This is a genomic window from Cupriavidus cauae, from assembly GCF_008632125.1.
Lineage (GTDB): Bacteria > Pseudomonadota > Gammaproteobacteria > Burkholderiales > Burkholderiaceae > Cupriavidus > Cupriavidus cauae.
Genome location: NZ_VWRN01000030.1, coordinates 152,573 through 170,406, shown reverse-complemented (window position 1 = coordinate 170,406; position 17,834 = coordinate 152,573). Strand labels below are relative to the sequence as shown.

At 69.2% G+C, this 17,834-nt stretch carries 15 protein-coding genes, 1 tRNA gene and 1 pseudogene; 6 read left to right on the top strand and 11 right to left on the bottom strand.

The window, feature by feature from the left end; all coding sequences use genetic code 11:
* Nucleotides 1-108: 108 nt before the first annotated feature.
* The 5 genes from F1599_RS10710 to ompR all read right to left on the bottom strand — a co-directional run bounded on the left by F1599_RS10710 (nucleotide 109) and on the right by ompR (nucleotide 4,561).
* The gene (locus F1599_RS10710) at nucleotides 109-684 is read right to left on the bottom strand and encodes a GNAT family N-acetyltransferase (RefSeq protein ID WP_053821940.1); all 576 of its coding nucleotides are present in this window, start codon (nucleotides 682-684) and stop codon (nucleotides 109-111) included.
* A gap of 268 nt (nucleotides 685-952) precedes the next feature.
* Nucleotides 953-1,474 (bottom strand): carboxymuconolactone decarboxylase family protein, encoded by a 522-nt coding sequence (locus F1599_RS10705; protein WP_150083056.1) that lies wholly within the window; start codon nucleotides 1,472-1,474, stop codon nucleotides 953-955.
* Nucleotides 1,475-1,583: 109 nt separating this feature from the next.
* The gene (locus F1599_RS10700; RefSeq protein ID WP_053823112.1) at nucleotides 1,584-2,132 is read right to left on the bottom strand and encodes a peroxiredoxin; all 549 of its coding nucleotides are present in this window, start codon (nucleotides 2,130-2,132) and stop codon (nucleotides 1,584-1,586) included.
* A 341-nt stretch (nucleotides 2,133-2,473) separates the two neighbouring features.
* Complete coding sequence (locus F1599_RS10695) at nucleotides 2,474-3,823, bottom strand: ATP-binding protein (protein WP_149318870.1); 1,350 nt, start codon at nucleotides 3,821-3,823, stop codon at nucleotides 2,474-2,476.
* A 15-nt stretch (nucleotides 3,824-3,838) separates the two neighbouring features.
* Nucleotides 3,839-4,561, bottom strand: coding sequence for an osmolarity response regulator transcription factor OmpR (gene ompR / locus F1599_RS10690; protein ID WP_006576352.1), 723 nt, complete (start codon nucleotides 4,559-4,561; stop codon nucleotides 3,839-3,841).
* Between the two features lie 206 nt (nucleotides 4,562-4,767).
* Between ompR and F1599_RS10685 the strand changes: the two genes are divergently transcribed.
* Nucleotides 4,768-5,148 (top strand): hypothetical protein, encoded by a 381-nt coding sequence (locus tag F1599_RS10685; RefSeq protein ID WP_150083054.1) that lies wholly within the window; start codon nucleotides 4,768-4,770, stop codon nucleotides 5,146-5,148.
* 97 nt (nucleotides 5,149-5,245) lie between these two features.
* Here the strand turns inward: F1599_RS10685 and F1599_RS10680 are convergent, their stop codons facing one another.
* The 5 genes from F1599_RS10680 to hpnC form a co-directional block, all read right to left on the bottom strand.
* Nucleotides 5,246-6,508 (bottom strand): Zn-dependent hydrolase, encoded by a 1,263-nt coding sequence (locus F1599_RS10680; RefSeq protein ID WP_149318949.1) that lies wholly within the window; start codon nucleotides 6,506-6,508, stop codon nucleotides 5,246-5,248.
* A gap of 35 nt (nucleotides 6,509-6,543) precedes the next feature.
* On the bottom strand, nucleotides 6,544-8,151 hold the full coding sequence (locus F1599_RS26170; protein ID WP_223819575.1) for a hydroxysqualene dehydroxylase: 1,608 nt from the start codon (nucleotides 8,149-8,151) through the stop codon (nucleotides 6,544-6,546).
* A 5-nt stretch (nucleotides 8,152-8,156) separates the two neighbouring features.
* Nucleotides 8,157-8,291, bottom strand: a complete 135-nt coding sequence (locus F1599_RS26445) for a hypothetical protein (protein WP_263364036.1) — start codon at nucleotides 8,289-8,291, stop codon at nucleotides 8,157-8,159.
* Nucleotides 8,292-8,402: 111 nt separating this feature from the next.
* Nucleotides 8,403-9,239, bottom strand: a complete 837-nt coding sequence (gene hpnD / locus F1599_RS10670) for a presqualene diphosphate synthase HpnD (RefSeq protein WP_149318868.1) — start codon at nucleotides 9,237-9,239, stop codon at nucleotides 8,403-8,405.
* A 99-nt stretch (nucleotides 9,240-9,338) separates the two neighbouring features.
* Nucleotides 9,339-10,232 (bottom strand): squalene synthase HpnC, encoded by an 894-nt coding sequence (gene hpnC / locus F1599_RS10665; RefSeq protein WP_150083116.1) that lies wholly within the window; start codon nucleotides 10,230-10,232, stop codon nucleotides 9,339-9,341.
* 415 nt (nucleotides 10,233-10,647) lie between these two features.
* Between hpnC and F1599_RS10660 the strand changes: the two are divergent.
* The 5 genes and pseudogenes from F1599_RS10660 to F1599_RS10640 form a co-directional block, all read left to right on the top strand.
* Nucleotides 10,648-11,787, top strand: a pseudogene (locus F1599_RS10660) (efflux RND transporter periplasmic adaptor subunit); the annotation flags it as partial.
* A 268-nt stretch (nucleotides 11,788-12,055) separates the two neighbouring features.
* Nucleotides 12,056-15,163, top strand: coding sequence for an efflux RND transporter permease subunit (locus F1599_RS10655; RefSeq protein WP_150083052.1), 3,108 nt, complete (start codon nucleotides 12,056-12,058; stop codon nucleotides 15,161-15,163).
* A gap of 230 nt (nucleotides 15,164-15,393) precedes the next feature.
* Nucleotides 15,394-15,480, top strand: a tRNA-Leu gene (locus F1599_RS10650).
* A 166-nt stretch (nucleotides 15,481-15,646) separates the two neighbouring features.
* Nucleotides 15,647-15,988, top strand: coding sequence for a PXPV repeat protein (locus F1599_RS10645; RefSeq protein WP_223819567.1), 342 nt, complete (start codon nucleotides 15,647-15,649; stop codon nucleotides 15,986-15,988).
* Nucleotides 15,989-16,263: 275 nt separating this feature from the next.
* Nucleotides 16,264-16,737, top strand: a complete 474-nt coding sequence (locus F1599_RS10640; protein ID WP_149318865.1) for an aminoacyl-tRNA deacylase — start codon at nucleotides 16,264-16,266, stop codon at nucleotides 16,735-16,737.
* An 86-nt stretch (nucleotides 16,738-16,823) separates the two neighbouring features.
* On the opposite strand, the gene F1599_RS10635 is transcribed toward F1599_RS10640, so the two are convergent.
* A complete protein-coding gene (locus F1599_RS10635) occupies nucleotides 16,824-17,681 on the bottom strand; it encodes a 23S rRNA (adenine(2030)-N(6))-methyltransferase RlmJ (protein WP_149318864.1) in 858 nt (285 codons plus the stop codon).
* Nucleotides 17,682-17,834 lie beyond the last annotated feature (153 nt).

The window sequence follows — 17,834 nt, the reverse complement described above, 5'->3', positions numbered from 1 at the left end:
GGGGGGGGGCATCGTCGCACCGGCAGGACCGAGCAGGCCGCGCGGCGCCGTCGTCGCGCCACAGGACTGGACGTGCTGCGCGGCGCCGTCGTGCGGGCCTGCCGGCCGTTACAGGCCCGGCTGCGGCGCGTCGGCTTCCTTCGGCTCGATTGCGTAGACGTAGTCGACCAGCCGTTCCAGCGGGCCGGAGCGCGCGCCAGCCTCGGTCCGTTTGACGAAGCCCATCTGCTGGCACAGGCGGTTGGCGGCGCCCATTTCCGGCATGGTGCGCACCACCAGCGCCTGCGCGCCGATATCGCGCGCACGCTCGATGCAGATCTGCATCAGCGTGCGGCCGAGACCCAGGCCGCGCGCCTGCGGGCTGACCGACAGCAACCGCGCCTCGGGCAGGGCCAGCGTCACCGTGCTGCCGTCCAGGGCCTGCAGCGTCGCGCCGGGATGGCAGAACAGCACCGCGCCGCTGATGCCGTGATCGGTCTCGGCAACCCACCATTCCATATCGGAAGTATTGGTCGCCAGCACCGAGCGCATGCCCTGCTGGAACGACGCGCGGCAGTCCTCCATGATTTCGAGCTCGTACTGCGCATACGCTTCCTGCGTGACCGCGGCGATCTGGCCCCAGTCGGAAGCCGTGGCGAGACGATAGTGGAAATGCGGCGAGGAGGGCGAGGGCAGTTGGCTCATGATGGTCCGCGAAGCAGAATCTGCCTCGATTGTAGGCCGGACCGTGCACAAATGCAGTCGGAGAAATGCGGACGCGGGCGGGGCGCGCGGCGGACGCGGAGTCGGGTTCGCGGGGCCTGAAATGCCGATGGCCGCGCGGGGCGGCCATCGACGAACATGACAAACATCGGCAACAAGGGCCCGTAGAAAACCCTCGCAAGGACTGCCGTGGCCTGGCGAGGCCTGCAGAAGCCCTCGGCGTGTGCCGCCTTACTCGGCGTGTGCCGCCTTACTCGGCGGCGATCACGTTGGCCGCGGCCGTGATCACGGCGGCGATACGGCCGACATCGCGCAGCTGCTGCGAGGTCATGCCCTGTTCGCTCTTCAGCAGCTCGTAGTGCGAGCGGATGCAGAAGTGGCACTTGCCGACGATCGACGCGGCCAGCGCGTACATCTCGAAACGGCGCTTGTCGACGCCGCCGTGGGTCGCATACGCATTCATGCGCAGGCCGGCGGGCTGGCTTGCCAGATCGGGATCGGCGGCCATCTCGACATACGGATACCAGACATTGTTCATGCCCATCAGCGCGGCCGCGGTCAGCGCGCCGTTCAGCTCTTCGGGCGACAGCACGCCGGCGTTGCGGATCGCGTCGACGATGATCTTGCTCTTGGCGGCGAAGGCGGCGGCCAGCGCGACGCCCACCGCATCGTTGCCCTCCAGCGAGGAGCGTGCGATGGTGCCGTCCAGGTTCAGGCGGATGTCCTTCGCATAGTCGGGAATGAGATTCTTGATCGTGTTGAGGAATTCCATCAAATTCTCCTATCGCTTTGGGCGAAAAAAACCCGCGTGGGCGGGTTTCGGTGCGCACTGGGGCGCGTTGCCGGCGGCGATGCCGCCGGCAACATCGACAAGGCGCGAATTACAGCGTGGCGCCGCCGACAGCGCGGTTGCACGGGCACAGCTCGTCGGTCTGCAGGCCGTCCAGAATGCGCAGGATTTCGTCCGGGTTACGGCCGACGTTCAGGTTGTTCACCGACACGTGCTGGATGGTGTTGTCCGGGTCGACGATGAAGGTGGCGCGCAGCGCAACGCCGGCATCCTTCTCGCGCACGCCCAGCTGGTCGATCAGCGAGCCGGTGGTATCGGCGAACTGCCACGAGTTCAGCTTGTTCAGGTCCTTGTGTTCACGGCGCCATGCCAGCTTGACGAACTCGTTGTCGGTCGAGCCGCCCAGCACGACAGCGTCGCGGTCGGCGAAGTCCTGGTTCAGCTTGGCGAAGGCCACGATTTCGGTCGGGCACACGAAGGTGAAGTCCTTCGGGTAGAAGTAGATGATTTTCCACTTGCCTTCGAACGACTTCTCGGTGATGTCTTCAAAGGCCGACTGGCCGTTTTCTTCGTGGGCGTTGAAACCCGGCTTGACACCGACGACGTGGAACGGTTCGAGCTTGTCACCAACGGTCTTCATGGACTTCTCCTGGATACGGTTGAACAGACGCCAGCGGGGCATCGCAAGCGGCCATCGTCGAAGACGATTTTCTCGGGCCGCTGCGCGTGCCACGCAACGAATGGGAAGTATGCAGCATCCTGTCCGGCACGGCTAATTGAAAATCTCAAAGAGCCCGATAGCCGGCCGAGCTGCGAGGGACGGCGCGAAAGCGGCATGGCACGCCGGCTTGCGCCGTCCGGCAACGATACACGATCGCGATGACGGAACGGCGACGCGCGCGTTTCGGGCGCTCATCTGCCGTGAGTCAGAAGCGAGTCAGGCGTTCATCAGGCTCGCATCGGGCCTGCATCGGGCCTGCATCACGCGCGCCGGAAACACGCGCTGACCACCAGGCCGCTGCCCGGCGACGGCCGATTGGTCAGCACCAGGCGGCCGCCGTTGCGCTGCATGATCCGGTTGACGATCGACATGCCCAGCCCCGCGCCCTTGGCCTCGCTGCGCGCCGCGTCGAGCCGGTAGAACGGCCGCGTCAGCAGCGGCAGCTGGGCCTCGGGCACGCCGTCGCCATGATCGGCCACCACCAGCATCGCCTCCTTGTCATGGTTGCGCGTGGTGATCTCGACCTCGGCGATGCCGCTGTCGGGATGCTTGGCATAGCGGCGCGCATTCTCGACCAGGTTGTCGAGGATACGCTGGACCTCCATCCGGTTGGCCATCGCCATCACCGGCTCGGGCGCATGCACGCGGATGCGGATGTCGTCGTGCGCGGCATAGACGTTCACCGCGTCGCGCACCAGCGAGGACAGGTCCACCGGCTCGCTGCTCTCCTGCGCGGGGCGCGCGTAGTTCAGGAACTGGCCGATGATCGCGTCCATCTGCTCGATGTCGGCGATCATCGCCTCGCGCGTGGTGTCGTCGACCGGGGACATCTCGGTCTCGAGCCGCAGCCGCGTCAGCGGCGTGCGCAGATCGTGCGAGATGCCGGCCAGCATCACCACGCGGTCGTCGTCGAGCTGGCGCAGGTCGCGCACCATCTGGTTGAAGCTGTGGTTGGCCTGCGCGACCTCGCTGGCGCCGCGCTCGGGCAGCGGCGGGGGATCGCCGCCCGAACCGATCGCGCGCGCGGCATCGGCCAGGCGCTTGAGCGGCCGGTTGACCCGCGCCGTGATGAAGGCCGAGCCGAAGATGGACAGCAGCACCGCCGCCACGGTCCACCACAGCCATTGCAGTCCGGGCACGCGTTCGAAGCGCTCCGGGCTGATCGCCACCCAGTAGTCGTCGCCCTCGATCTCGAAGCTGACCCAGACGCCCGGAATGTCGTTGACCGTGGTCGCGATCACGGTATCGCCGCCCAGACGGCTGCGGATTTCCTGCTGCACCAGCTGGGTCAGGAAGGGGTTCGCGGTGGGCGTGGTGAAGTCGTCGTCGCGCTCGCGCGGATAGACCTTGATGCCTTCGTTCTGCACCAGGTCGAGCAGCAGGAAGCGACGCCGCGCGGGGTCGGAATAGAGCAGGGCCGCGCGCGTGAGCTTGACCACGCTGACCACCTGCATCGCGATCTGCTGCGCGCGCGGGGCGCGTTCGAACAGCCGGTAGCTCTGAAACCAGATGCCCAGCGAAATGGCCAGCAGCAGCGCGATCAGCATGAAGGTCCGCCAGAACAGCGAACCGAAGAAACGCGTGGCCGTGCGGCGGATCACGGTCGCCACGATAACGGCCGGGACTTACTTCACGCCATCGGGAATGAAGACGTAGCCCAGCCCCCAGACGGTCTGGATGAAACGCGGATTGCCCGGATCGGGTTCGATCAGCTTGCGCAGGCGCGAGATCTGTACGTCCAGGCTGCGGTCGAACACTTCGTATTCGCGGCCGCGCGCCATTTCCATCAGCTTCTCGCGCGACAGCGGCTGGCGCGGATGGCGGGCGAACACCTTGAGCACCGAGAACTCGCCGGTGGTCAGCGTGATTTCCTCGTCGTTCTTGGTCAGCGTGCGCGTGGCCAGGTTCAGCACGAAATCGCCGAAGGCGAAGGTCTCCGGCGTTTCCGACGGGGCGCCGGGCACTTCGGCCGGGCCCTTGCGGCGCAGCACCGCGTGGATGCGCGCGATCAGTTCGCGCGGGTTGAACGGCTTGGGCAGATAGTCGTCGGCGCCCATCTCGAGGCCGACGATGCGGTCCACGTCCTCGCCCTTGGCCGTCAGCATGATGATCGGGGTCTGGTCGTTGGCGCCGCGCAGACGGCGGCAGATCGACAGACCATCTTCGCCCGGCATCATCAGGTCGAGCACGAGCAGGTCGAAACGCTCGCGCAGCCAGAGCTTGTTCATGGCGGTGGCGTTTTCCGCGACCAGCACGGTAAAGCCTTGCTCGCCGAGATAGCGGCGCAGCAGATCGCGGAGACGGGGGTCGTCGTCCACGACGAGAATCTTGTGGCTGGTATTTTCCATGGCGCTAATCTTAGCGAGTCTCGCTAGGGGTCAAAATGGCTTAACAAAAGGTTACATACTTTACCTTGCGGCTCGCCAAGTGCACAGCGGGCAGCGTTTACACTGCGCGCTGCCCGCAAAGGGCAAATCGGTCAGCCTCGATCCGGGAGCCTCTGGCGTCGTCCAGCGGAAGCCCGAACCGGGCAAGCCCCAGACCGCCATTATCAATGAAAGCGAAATCCACCCGGTCCGAACCGCGCCGCGCCTCCGGCGCCCGACGCCGTGTCGCCGGAGCCCTGCTTGCGCTGCTGCTGCCGTCGATGCTGCTGCATGCCGCCAGCGCGTCCGCGCAGTCGCCGGGACTCGGCGCGCTGCTGCAGGGTCACGGGCGCCATCCGGGCCGGGGCGCGGAGGGCTATCCGGGGCATGCGCGCAAGGACCGCGAGCGCCCCCCGCCGCGCGAGACCCGGGGCCGCGCCAACCGCCAGCGCGCCGAGCGCGAGGCCGGCGAGCGGCCGGGCCGCGGCGGCAAGCTGTCGGCCGACGAACGGCGCAAGCTGCGGCAGAGCCTCTACGACATCAGCAGGGAGATGTACCAGGGCAACTGAGCGGCAATGGCATCCGCCCTGCCTTCGCCCATGCCCGCGGTCTTTTCCCTCCCGCGCAAGCGCAAAGCGAGCGATGGCTCCATCCGCGCGGCGCCGTTCACCGCGGCTTGAAATGCCGCAGGAAATCGACAAACACCTCCGCCGCCAGCTGCGCATCCTCGGCGGTGATCGTCTCCAGCGGGTTGTGGCTGATGCCGCCGTTGCCGCAGCGGACGAACAGCATCGCCACATCGGTGATCCGCTGCATCATCATCGCATCGTGCCCGGCGCCCGACGGCAGCTCGAAGGCCTGCAGCCCGCGCTTGTTCAGCACCGCCGCGAACTGCGCGCGCAGCCACGGCGCGCACGGCGCGTTGTTGACCGGCGGCACCCGTTCCACCTCCGCACGCACGCCGCGCCGCGCGGCGATCGCCTCGATGCCGGCTACGATATCGGCGATCGCGGCCTCGCGCACCGCGTCCTCGCCGGCGCGGATATCCATCGAGAAGTGGCACGCGGCCGGAATCACGTTGCTGGAGCCGTTCGGCACCTGCAGCTGGCCGACCGTGCCGACCAGCGTCGGCGCCTGGCCGCAGCGCGACTCGACCAGCAGTACCATTTCGGCGGCCGCGGCGGCGGCATCCTTGCGCATCGTCATCGGCGTGGTGCCGGCATGGCTGGCCAGCCCTTCGACGCGCACCTGGAAGCGGCTGCTGCCGGCGATCTGCGTGACGATGCCCAGCGGCAGGTCATGGTGCAGCAGTACCGGTCCCTGTTCGATATGTACTTCGACGAAGCCGAGCAGCGTCGCCGGATCGACCGCCGCCGCGCGCAGCGCATCGGGATCGCCGCGGCCCGGCAGGTCGGATTCGGCCAGCGCCTGCGCCAGCGTGATGCCGTCGGCGTCGGCGCGCGCCAGCAGCGCCGGATCGAAGCGGCCGGCGAGCACGCTGCTCGCCAGGAAGCTGGTCTTGAAACGCAGCCCTTCCTCCTCGGCGAAGCCCACCACGTCGAAGTGATAGGGCAGCCGGATGCCGGCCTCGTTCAGCGCGCCGACCACCGCGATCGGCAACAGGATGCCCAGGCGCCCGTCATAGCGGCCGCCGTTGCGCACCGTGTCGAAATGCGAGCCGGTCATCAGCACCTTCGCGTCGGGACCGGCCGACGGATCGGCCTCGTAGCGGCCGATCACGTTGCCGATCGCATCGACGCGCACCTGCATGCCGGCCGCGCGCATGCGCTCGGCGAGCATGGCCGCCGCGGCGCGGTGAGCCGGCGTCAGATAGGCGCAGGTCAGGCCGCCTTCCATATCGGAGAAGCGCGCGAGCGCGTCGGCGGCATCGAGAATGGACTGGCCCAGGGAAGGAGAGGGGGAATGCATGTGCTGGCTCTTCGGTACGTCGGTGAAAAGGGGAGTCATGCCGTCGGGGCGGACGGCACGCGTTCGCGTTGCAGCAGCGCCGCGGCCGCCGAGCCGCTGCGCGTCGCCGCTTCGATGGTGGCCGGGTAGGGGCCATAGGCGCCACAAGCTCCGCCCGGTTCGGCCCGCCCGTCGGTATAGTCGCCCGCCAGCGCCAGACCCGGCACGCCGATATCGTTGCCGGGACGCGCCAGGCCGGGCACGCAGCGGAACGTGGCCAGGCGTTCGGCGATCACGAACTCGCCGCGCGCTTCGGCAAGGCGCGCGGCATCGGGTATGACGGGCGCCAGTTGCGCGGCAAGTTGCGCGCGCACGCGCCGCGCCAGCTCGCCCTGCGGCAGCGCGGCGGCATCGTCGGCGGCGCTGATGACGACCGACCAGACGTTGTCGCGGGCTGGGTCCTGCAAGGCGCCGTGGTACTCGCTGGACAGCGCGGCGCGATCGAAGACGAATTGCCCCGGCGCGGCGGCGCTGGCGTCGAGCGCCAGGAAAGGACGCGGCAGACGCAGCGCGCCGACGTTCAGATACAGCGTGACGATCGGCACATGGTCGAAGGCGTGCAGCGTCGCGGCGGCGGCCTTCAGTGCGGCGGCGTGGTGCGCGACCGGGTGCGCGGCCGGGTCCGGGCCCAGCGATATCTGCGCCAGCAGCCGTGCCGCCTGCCGCGGCGCGGTGGCGATGATCAGCTGCGCGACCTCCTGCTGGCCGGAGGCGGTCCGCAGCACCCAGCCGCGCGCGCTCCGCGCGATCGTCTGCACCGCGGCGCCGGTCCGGACCGTGCCGCCCGCGGCCACGATCGCCTGCGCGGCGGCTTCGGGGAACAGCCGGCTCAGGTCCCAGCGCGGCACCAGCATGTCGCTGTCGTCGCGCGCCGCCAGCAGGCTGTCGCGCAGCACGCGGCGAAACACGCGGGCATCGGCCTGCTCGGCCGGCGTGTTCAGCGCGGCCACGCACAGCGGGAACCACAGCCGCTGCTGCAGCGCGGGCGGCGCGTGCGCCAACCATGCGGCAACGGTCTCGCCGGCAGAGTCGGTGGAGTCGGCAGAGGGGACGGAGTTCGAGGACGTGGTGGACGTGGTGGACGTGGCGGGCGCGGCGGGCGCGGCAGAGGCGGTCGAGGCGGCCGAGGCGGCAGAGGCGGCAGAGGCGGCAGAGGCGGCGCCGTCGGCGTGCTCGGCTTCGTCGTCCGCGCGCAGCAGCGACAGCACCTTCGCCAACGCCGCGCGCTCATGCCAGCCGAGCCCGCGCGCGGTCAGGCCCATGCCGACCAGATGCCAGGGCGCGGGCAGGCGCGGCGCCTGCAGCCGCCAGCCGTCGGCGTAGGCCATCTGCAGCGGCAGCCGCAGCAGCGCGGCATCGGGATCGACGCCGGCGCGGCGCATCAGGGCAAGGGTATGGCGATAGGCGCCGAGAAGAAGATGCTGGCCATTGTCGAGTTCGCCGGCGACCTGCGGATGGCGGCGGGCGACGCGGCGCGCGCGGCCGCCGAGCACCGGCGCGGCTTCGAACACATGGACCACGCGGCCGGCCTGCGCCAGTTCGAGCGCGGCGGCCATGCCGGCCCAGCCGCCGCCGATGATGCCCACCGAGCCGTCTGCGCCCACCAAGCTCACCGCATCCGCAGCGCCTGCAGCACCCGTAGCACCCGCAGCACCCGCAGCACCCGCAGCACCCACAGCGCCCACAGCGCCCACAGCGCCCGCAGCACCCACAGCACCCACAGCACCCACAGCACCCACCGCACCCACCGCACCCACAGCGCCCACAGCGCCCACAGCGCCCACAGCGTCGACCGCGCCGCCGGCTTGCGGCGACACTGCGTCGGGCGTGGCGGGGCGTTCTGCCATCGCGGTGCTCAGCGGTTGCGTATCCACGTCTTCCATGCGATCCACAGCTTGCGCATGGGTGTCAGCGAGATGCGCTGGTTCAATACCTGGAAGCCGCTGGCCTCGATCTCGTCGAGCAGGGCGTGGTAGATCGCGCCCATCAGCAGCCCCGCACGCTGCGCGCGGCGGTCGGTATCGGGCAGCAGCGCCAGCGCCTCGCGGTAGAAGGTGCGCGCGCGCTCGGCGTGATAGGCCATCAGCGCGACGAAGCGCGGCGAATGCCGGCCCTGCATGATGTCGGCGGCCGGCACCTCGAAGCGCTGTAGCACATTGACCGGCAGATAGAGGCGGCCGCGCCGCGCGTCCTCGCCGACGTCGCGGATGATATTGACCAGCTGCAGCGAACGCCCGAGCTTCTCGGCGAATTCGAGCGTGCGCGGGTCGCGGTAGCCGAAGATGCGCGCGCTCATGGTGCCGACCACGCCGGCCACGCAATGGCAGTAGCGGTCGAGGCCGGCCTCGTCCAGATAGCGCGTCTGCATCAGGTCCATTTCCATGCCTTCCAGCACCTCGGCGAGCATCGGCTGCGTCAGGCCGCAGGAGGCCAGATGCGGCTGCAGCGCCAGCGTGGTCGGATGGGTGGGGGCGCCGGCAAACAGGCGGTTCAGCTCGCCGTGCCACCAGGCCAGCTGTTGCTGGGCGACGGTCAGGTCCTGGGTTTCGTCGACGACGTCGTCGACTTCGCGGCACCAGGCATAGAGCGCGGTGATGGCACGCCGCCGTTCCGGGGGCAGGAACAGGAAGCTGTAGTAGAAGCTGGAGCCGCTCTGGGCGGCCTTGTCTTGGCAGTACTGATCGGGCGTCACCGGTCTCGGGCTCGCTAGGGACACACTCGGGGCTTTATCTGGGCTCAATCCGGCTTGATCCAGCTCTGTCCGGGCTCAGGCGGCGTTCAACGCCTGATCTCAATGAGCGGGCTTGCTCGGCGCGGTGCCGGTCCGGTAGCGCGCTGCCGCCCGCCATGCCAACAGCAGCCAGTCGGCGGGCCCGAGCGTCGGACGGCGCCGGAAGACATCGTAGCCGACGGCCTCGATGCGTTCCAGCACGCGCAGGCCGCCTTGCACCACCAGCCGCAACTCCCAGTCGATGCGCCAGTCCGCCGTCCGCGGCAGGTCCAGCGCGAGCGAAGCGCCGGATTGTAGCATCGCCTCCGTGCGCATCTTCAGCTCTTCCATCAGCGCCAGCCAGCGCGCGTCGCAGCGGCCCTCGGCCAGCGCGTCGTCGTCGACGCCGTGGCGCGCCATCGCGTCGGCGGGCAGGTAGACGCGGCCGCGCGCGAAGTCGATCGCGACGTCCTGCCAGAAGTTGACCAGTTGCAGGCCGGTGCAGATCGCATCGGCGCGCGCGAAGCGGTCCGGCGTGGCCGCGCCGTACAGATGCAGCATCAGCCGGCCGACCGGATTGGCGGAGCGGCGCGAGTAGTCGAGCAGGCTGTCCCAGTCGGCATGGCGGTGCACGGTCACGTCCTGCCGGAAGGCGTCGAGCAGGTCGTGGAACAGCGGCAGCGGCAAGCGGTATTCGGCGATGACCTCGGCCAGCGCGCGCATCATCGGCGTGCCCGGATCGGTGCCGGCGTCGATGCGGTCGAGCGCATCCGACAGCGCGCCGAGCGCGGCCAGGCGCTCCTGCGGCGCGGCATCGCCCTCGTCGGCGAGATCGTCGGCGGTGCGGGCGAAGCGGTAGATCACCGCGACCGGCCGGCGCAGCCGCCTGGGCAGCAGCACGCTGGCGACCGGGAAGTTCTCGTAGTGGCCGATGGCCAGGCCGTCGGGGGCGGCTGCGGAGGGCGGCGTTGGCATCGGCATCGGGGTCTGGATTGGGATCGTGTCGGCGGCGGCGGGCTCGCCGGGGTTGGACATGGCCGCAGCATTGTAATCACGGGCGCGCCCACGGGCACCTGGAAGCCACGCAAACGCCGCGCATGTGCCGCTTTCCACCCTACCGATAGGGGGCATGCGGGCACGCATCGGACGCCAAATAGCGGGTAAATCCCCGGTTTCGGTCCTCAAATCAGTCCATTCGTCGCGTCGCGTTTGACGCACCCCGAACGGCTGGATATATTGCTGACCGGCCGGTTATTTACTGCCGGACCCGCCGTCCCAGGGGCGGCGCCATTGTCGTGTCGCGCGGCAGCGCTGCTGTTCGCCGCCAGTCCGGCCGTGCCGGCGCACGTCGCCTCTCGTCATGCCGTTGCACCCGTCTTATCGCCATCCCATGCCAGTGCCTTGTCCCGGGCCGGAAGTCGCGGCCGTCAACGCTTTCAGGACCTCGCCGTCGATCGTCGGCGCGGTGTTGCTCGGTGCCGTGCTGGTACTGGGCGGCTGCTCGCGCGAGCCCGAGCGCGCGCCGGAGGTCCGGCCGGTGCGTCTGCTGCAGCTGCAGTCCGCCACCGGCCAGTCCTCCTACGAGTTCTCCGGCGACGTGCGGCCGCGCATCGAATCCCGTCTCGGTTTCCGCGTCGGCGGCAAGATCGCCGCGCGCCTGGTCGACGTGGGCGCCACGGTGCGGCGCGGGCAGCCGCTGGCCCGGCTCGATCCGACCGATCTGAACCTGGCCGAGCAGGGCTCGCGCGCGCAGTACGAGGCGGCGCGCACCGACCGCGACCTGGCGGCCGCCGACCTGAAGCGCTACAACGACCTGTTCGCCAAGGGCTTTATCAGCGCGGCCGAGCAGAACCGGCGCCAGGCCAGCTACGAGGCCGCGGCCGCGCGGCTGCGCCAGGCGGAGGCCGCGCTGCGCGAGCAGAGCAACCAGACCGGCTATACCGTGCTGGCCGCGGACGCCGACGGCGTGGTCACCGCGATCGATGCCGAAGTGGGGCAGGTGGTCAGCGCCGGGCAGTCGGTGGTGCGGGTTGCGCAGACCGCCGAGAAGGAGGTCGCGATCGGCCTGCCCGAGGATCAGGTCGATTGGCTGCGCGACATCCGGGACGTCAGCGTGCGGACCTGGGCCGAGCCCGACCGCATCCTGCCGGGCCGCGTGCGCGAGATCGCCGCGGCCGCGGACCCGGTCACGCGCACCTACGCGGCGCGCATCACGGTGCCCAATCCGCCCGCCGACCTGAAGTTCGGCATGACCGCGATGGTCACCTTCGTGCGGACCGGCGCGTCGCCCGCGGTGCGCGTGCCGCTGACCGCGCTGCTGCAGCAGCAGGGCACGAACCAGGTCTGGGTCTACGACGGCGCGGCCGGCACGGTGCAGCCGGTGACGGTCACGCTGGGGCAGCCGATCGGCAACGAGATCGAGGTCAGGAGCGGACTTCGTCCGGGCCAGACCATCGTCACCGCGGGCGTGCATCTGCTCAAGCCGGGCCAGAAGGTGCGGCCGCTGCAGTCGGTCGCGTCCGCGTCGGCGCCTGGGACGGCTGCAGGCACGGCAGCAGGGACGGCAGCAGGGACGGCGCCGGGGACGGCTGCAGGGACGGCGCCGGCGACGGCGTCGGCGTCGGCGCCGCGATCGACGGGTACCGCGGTTCCGTCCGCTGCGCCCGCCACTGCTCCGGCCAGCGCACCGACCAGCGCACCGACCAGCGCGCCGGCAAGTGCCCCGGCCAGTGCGCCGGCCCCTGCGCCCACCAGCGCCCCGGCCAGCGCGCCCACCGCTCGCAGCTAAGGGCGCCGCGATGGAGCACTCCCGATTCAATCTGTCGCGCTGGGCGCTCGAGCACCAGGCGCTGACGCGCTATCTGCTGGTGGTGTTGCTGCTGGCCGGGCTGATGTCGTATTTCCAGCTGGGGCAGGACGAAGACCCGCCGTTCACCTTCCGCGTGATGGTGGTGCAGGCCTTCTGGCCCGGCGCCACCGCCGAGCAGATTGCGGTGCAGGTCACCGACAAGCTCGAACGCCAGCTGCAGGAAGTCCCCTACGCGGACAAGATCCGCAGCTTCTCCAAGCCGGGCGAGACCACCGTGATCTTCCAGCTGCGCGACGACGCGCCGGCGAAGGAGACCGCGCAGATCTGGTACACGGTGCGCAAGAAGATCGGCGATATCGCCGGCACGCTGCCGGCCGGCGTGCGCGGGCCGTTCTTCAACGACGAGTTCGGCGATGTCTACGGCACCATCTACGCGCTGTCCGCCGACGGCTTCACCTACAAGGAACTGCGCGAATATGCCGACCTGGTGCGCCAGCAGCTGCTGCGCGTGCCGTCGGTCGCCAAGGTGTCGCTGATCGGCCTGCAGGACGAGAAGATCTATATCGAGTTCAACCAGACCCGCTTCGCGCAACTCGGGCTGGACCTGAACGCGATTGCCGACCAGATCGCCCAGCAGAACAACCTGACCGCCAGCGGCGTGCTGGTGACGCCCAGCGACAACGTGCAGGTGCGCGTGTCGGGCCAGTTCGCCGATGTCGGCGACCTGCGCAATATGGTGCTGCGCGGCCCCAACGGCGCGGCGAACATCCGGCTCGGCGATATCGCGCGCGTCTATCGCGGCTACGTCGATCCGCCGGCGCCGCGCATGCGCTTCAACGGCAAGGACGTGATCGGCCTGGGCATCTCGATGGAGAAGGGCGGCGACATCATCGCGCTGGGCGAGGCGCTGCGCGCCGAGGCCGACACGCTGCGCAAGCAGCTGCCGGTCGGCATCGAGATGGAGCAGGTGCAGGACCAGCCGGAGGCGGTCAAGCGTTCGGTCGGGGAGTTCGTGCGCGTGCTGATCGAGGCCGTGGTGATCGTGCTGGCGGTCAGCTTCATCTCGCTGGGCCTGCACACCAAGCCGCTGCGGCTAGACGCGCGCCCCGGCCTGGTGGTGGCGCTGACGATCCCGCTGGTGCTGGCGGTCACGTTCCTGTTCATGAACGTGTTCGACATCGGCCTGCACAAGGTCTCGCTGGGCGCGCTGATCATCGCGCTCGGACTGCTGGTCGACGACGCCATCATCGCGGTCGAGATGATGGTGCGCAAGCTGGAGGAGGGCTTCTCCAAGATGGAGGCCGCGACCTTCGCCTACACCTCGACCGCGATGCCGATGCTGACCGGCACGCTGATCACCGCCGCGGGCTTCCTGCCGGTGGGTCTCGCGCGTTCGACGGTCGGCGAATACACCTTCGCCATCTTCGCGGTGACGGCGCTCGCGCTGGTGCTGTCGTGGCTGGCGGCGGTCTATTTCACGCCGTATCTGGGTTATCTGCTGCTGAAGGTCACGCCGAGCGAGGGCGGCCATCACGAGGTGTTCGACACGCCGTTCTATGCGCGCTTCCGCCGCGCGGTGGACTGGTGCGTGGACTGGCGCAAGACCGTGATCGCGATCACGCTGGGGACCTTCGCGCTCGGCATCTTTGCCTTCCAGTTCGTCGAGAAGCAGTTCTTCCCCGATTCCAGCCGGCCCGAGCTGATGGTCGAGATGTGGCTGCCCGAGGGCGCCAGCTTCGCGCAGAGCGAGGCCGAGGCCAGGCGCTTCGAGGCCGCGCTGCGCGGCGATGCCGATGTCGGCAGCATCACCACCTTCGTCGGCACCGGCGCGCCGCGCTTCTATCTGCCGCTGGACCAGATCTTCCCGCAGAGCAATGTGGTGCAGCTGATCGTGCTGCCGGTCGACGTCGAGGTGCGCGAGCGGCTGCGCCAGCGCATCATCGCGCTGCTGGCAAGCGACTTTCCCCAGCTACGCGGCCGCGTCAAGCTGCTGCCGAACGGGCCGCCGGTTGCCTATCCGGTGCAGTTCCGCGTGATCGGGCCCGAGGCGGCGGGGGTGCGGCGGATCGCCGACCAGGTCAAGGCGATCATGAGCGCCAATCCGAATACGGTCGGCGTCAATGACAACTGGAACGAGAACGTCAAGGTGCTGCGCCTGGACATCGATCAGGAAAAGGCGCGCGCGCTCGGCGTGACCACCAATGCGATCGCCCGCGTCACGCAGACCGTGCTGACCGGCGCGCCGGTCGGCCAGTATCGCGACGGCGACAAGCTGATCGACATCGTGATGCGCTCGGCCCGGGACGAACGCGAGGCGCTGGCCGATCTGCACAACGTGCAGGTGCCGACCGCCAGCGGGCGCGCGGTGCCGCTGACGCAGGTGGCGCGCATCGGCATCCGTTCCGAGCCGGGCATCGTCTGGCGCGAGAATCGCGATTTCGGCGTGACCGTGCAGGCCGACGTGGTCGACGGCATCCAGGGACCGACCGTGACCGCGCAGATCAACCCGCAGCTCGACAAGCTGCGCGCCGAGCTGCCGGCCGGCTACCTGATCACGGTGGCCGGCGCCGAGGAGGAGAGCGGCAAGGCGGGCGCGTCGATCGCCGCGCAGCTGCCGCTGTGCGTGTTCCTGATCTTCACGCTGCTGATGCTGCAGCTGCACAGCTTCTCGCGCGCGGTGATGGTGTTCCTGACCGGCCCGCTCGGGCTGATCGGCGCCGCGGCGACGCTGTTGCTGCTGCAGGCGCCGATGGGCTTCGTTGCCCAGCTGGGCATCACCGCGCTGGTCGGCATGATCATCCGCAACTCGGTGATCCTGGTCGACCAGATCGAGCAGGACATCCGCGCCGGCGTGCCGGCCTGGACCGCGATCGTCGAGGCCGCGGTACGCCGCTTCCGGCCGATCATGCTGACCGCGGCGGCCGCCGTGCTGGCGATGATCCCGCTGTCGCGCTCGGTGTTCTGGGGGCCGATGGCGGTCGCGATCATGGGTGGCCTGCTGGTCGCCACGGTGCTGACGCTGCTGTTCCTGCCGGCGCTGTACGCCGCCTGGTTCCGCGTGCGCCGGCCGGAGGAGGCCAGCGGCGTGATGGCTTGATCGGGGCGTGATCGCGGCCTGATCGCAGCCTGGTCATGGGCTGCCCGGGGGACTGGATTCGCGCCGAACCATGCGCTACAATCCGCGGTCTTTGCCGGGCAGCGGTGCAACGCCGCAGGCCGGTCGGAGAAGCAGGGGGGCGCATGCAGTTCCGGTCGCCTCCTTTGTTTTTTCGGCCTTGATGCCCGACAGACCGCGGAGCCTCCCGTCAGGGCGGCACCGCTTGGACCGCGAGGGTGGCGAAATTGGTAGACGCACCAGGTTTAGGTCCTGACGCCAGCAATGGTGTAGGGGTTCGAGTCCCCTCCCTCGCACCACACTTCCTGATCGTCTCGTTTCCCGTACGGCAGCGCCCGGCCGCCGCGATTGGTGAAACATTTGCTTACCGACGTTTCACCGGATGGCTCGCCGGGGATCCGCGCCGGCGCTAAGCTGCTCGACAAGAAGAACGCCGTCGCGCCCGCGTCGAATCGGGACAACATCATGACCCTCACAGCAAAAACCCTCTGTCTCGCCGCCTTGCTCGCGCTGCCGCTGGCCGTCCACGCCGATCCGTGGAAGGACGAAAGTGGCCATGGCAAATGGCGCGGTCATCACCATGGCGGCGACTACAAGGAAGAGTACTGGGACGGCAACTGCAAGGTCGAACGCAAGTTCAAGGGCAACGGCGACTACAAGGAAGAACGCAAGTGCAAGGGGCCGCGCTACGGGTACTACGGCCCGGCGCCGGTCTATGTCCAGCCGGCCCCGGTCTATGTCGAGCCGGCCCCGGTCCATGTGCCGCCGGGCGTCACCGTCCACGGCACCGTGACGTTCCCGCGCTGATCCGCCGCGGTTCCCCGCTGACTCCTCGCTGATTCGCCGCTGATTCGCCGCTGATTCGCCGCTGGTTCGCCGCTGGTTCGCCGCGGCTTTCCCGTTCCAGCGTGGCGGCGCCATCGCGGCCGCCCGCGTTCCGGGCGTCCCCGCGTCCCGTCCCCCGCGTCCTATAGTAGATACCCGCAGGCCAGCGTTGCACCGGCGCCCCCCATTCGCGGACGGCGCGCCACGCGCCTCACGCCAGTGCGCGCCATCCCTGTATCTCGAAGAGGGGAACCATCATGGCACTGGCAACCACCCTGGCGACTTGCCTGAGCAGCAAGAACAGCCATTTCGATATCATCCGCCACCCGTATGCGCTGGGCAGCATGGCGACCGCGCAAGCGGCCCATGTGCCGGGCGATCGCCTGGTCAAGACCGTATTGCTGGAGGACGAGGCGGGCTATGTGGTGGCGGTGATGCCGTCGACCCGCCTGCTCGATCTGTCCGAGCTATGCGAACGCACCGGCCGCCGGCTGACGATGGCCAGCGAGGACGAGGTGCGCGAAGTGTTCAAGGACTGCGTGCTGGGCGCGATCCCGCCGGTCGGCATGGCCTATGGCATGCGCACCTATATCGACGAGAGCCTGCTTGGCCAGCCCGAGGTCTATTTCGAGGCGGGGGATCACGAGGAGCTGATCCACATGACCACGGAGGCGTTCCTCGACCTGATGGCAGGCGCCGAGCGAGGGCAGTTCACCCGCCGGATGATGTAGCGGAAACAGGCAGGCCGCCGTGTGCGAACGGTAGCTGTCGGCGCGCTGCACGGCGCCGGTGATGCGAAACGCCGCCGCGCCGTCGCTCAGGGCTGCTCGCCTTCCAGCGTGAAGGTCGCGCCGGCGTCCTGGCCGAGCAGTTCGACCAGCGCCGGCAGCGCCGCCTCAAGCGCCGCCCGCAGCGTCCAGGGCGGATTGGCCACGAACATGCCGCTGCCATGCAGGCCGAGCCCGCCGGGCACCGGGTGCTTGACCGTCAGCGTGGCATGCAGCCAGCCCTTGAACGGCAGCGCCTTCATCTGGACCGGCAATTGCACGGACTCGCGCCGCTGCACCTGCGGATACCAGACTGCATAGGTGCCGGTGGCGAAGCGCTGCAGCCCATCGCGCAGGCACTGCACGGTGCGCGCGTAGTCCTGCTTGTCCTCGTATGACGGATCGATCAGCACCAGCGCGCGGCGCGGCGGGGGCGGCAGGATGGCCTTGATGCCGCCGAAGCCGTCGCCGTCGTACAGCATCACGCGGCGTCCCGCGCCGCGGAAGTTCTCGCGCAGCACCTGGATCTCGGTGCTGTGCAGTTCGAACAGCCGCAGCCGGTCCGCGTCGCGCAGCATCTGCCAGGCGAGCCACGGCGAGCCGGGATAGTGCCGGAGGCGGCCGTCCGGATTCAGCGTGCGCACCTGGTCCAGGTATTCCTGCAGCAGCGGCGGCAGCGCGCGGCCTTCCGCGGCGGCCCGCCACAGCGGAGCGATACCGGTCTCGAACTCCGATTTCTTGGTCGCATAGCCCTCGTCCAGCGCATAAAGGCCGGCGCCGGCGTGCGTGTCGATGTACCAGAACGGCTTGTCCTTCTGCGTCAGGTAATCGAGCAGATGGGTGACGATGGCGTGCTTGAGAACGTCGGCGTGATTGCCGGCGTGGAAGGCGTGGCGATAGCTGAGCATGGCAGGGGCGGGCGGAGCAGGGCGCCATGCTACCATCCGGCCGACCTTCCGCGGCGCCCGTGGCCGTCATGCAGCGTTTTGCGCTCGTTTTGGGCCGGCTTTGCGCCGTTTTTTGCGCCGTTTTTTTTGCGGCGATCGTGCGCCGGTCCTGGC

What these genes read in the sequence shown, in the direction of transcription:
- F1599_RS10640 (WP_149318865.1), top strand. Translation starts at nt 16,264, where the DNA reads ATGGCACTGGCAACCACCCTGGCGACTTGCCTGAGCAGCAAGAACAGC.
- F1599_RS10655 (WP_150083052.1), top strand. Translation starts at nt 12,056, where the DNA reads ATGGAGCACTCCCGATTCAATCTGTCGCGCTGGGCGCTCGAGCACCAG.
- F1599_RS10710 (WP_053821940.1), bottom strand. Translation starts at nt 684, where the DNA reads ATGAGCCAACTGCCCTCGCCCTCCTCGCCGCATTTCCACTATCGTCTC.
- F1599_RS10680 (WP_149318949.1), bottom strand. Translation starts at nt 6,508, where the DNA reads ATGCATTCCCCCTCTCCTTCCCTGGGCCAGTCCATTCTCGATGCCGCC.
- F1599_RS10635 (WP_149318864.1), bottom strand. Translation starts at nt 17,681, where the DNA reads ATGCTCAGCTATCGCCACGCCTTCCACGCCGGCAATCACGCCGACGTT.
- F1599_RS10700 (WP_053823112.1), bottom strand. Translation starts at nt 2,132, where the DNA reads ATGAAGACCGTTGGTGACAAGCTCGAACCGTTCCACGTCGTCGGTGTC.
- ompR (WP_006576352.1), bottom strand. Translation starts at nt 4,561, where the DNA reads ATGGAAAATACCAGCCACAAGATTCTCGTCGTGGACGACGACCCCCGT.
- hpnC (WP_150083116.1), bottom strand. Translation starts at nt 10,232, where the DNA reads ATGCCAACGCCGCCCTCCGCAGCCGCCCCCGACGGCCTGGCCATCGGC.
- F1599_RS10685 (WP_150083054.1), top strand. Translation starts at nt 4,768, where the DNA reads ATGAAAGCGAAATCCACCCGGTCCGAACCGCGCCGCGCCTCCGGCGCC.
- F1599_RS10645 (WP_223819567.1), top strand. Translation starts at nt 15,647, where the DNA reads ATGACCCTCACAGCAAAAACCCTCTGTCTCGCCGCCTTGCTCGCGCTG.
- F1599_RS10705 (WP_150083056.1), bottom strand. Translation starts at nt 1,474, where the DNA reads ATGGAATTCCTCAACACGATCAAGAATCTCATTCCCGACTATGCGAAG.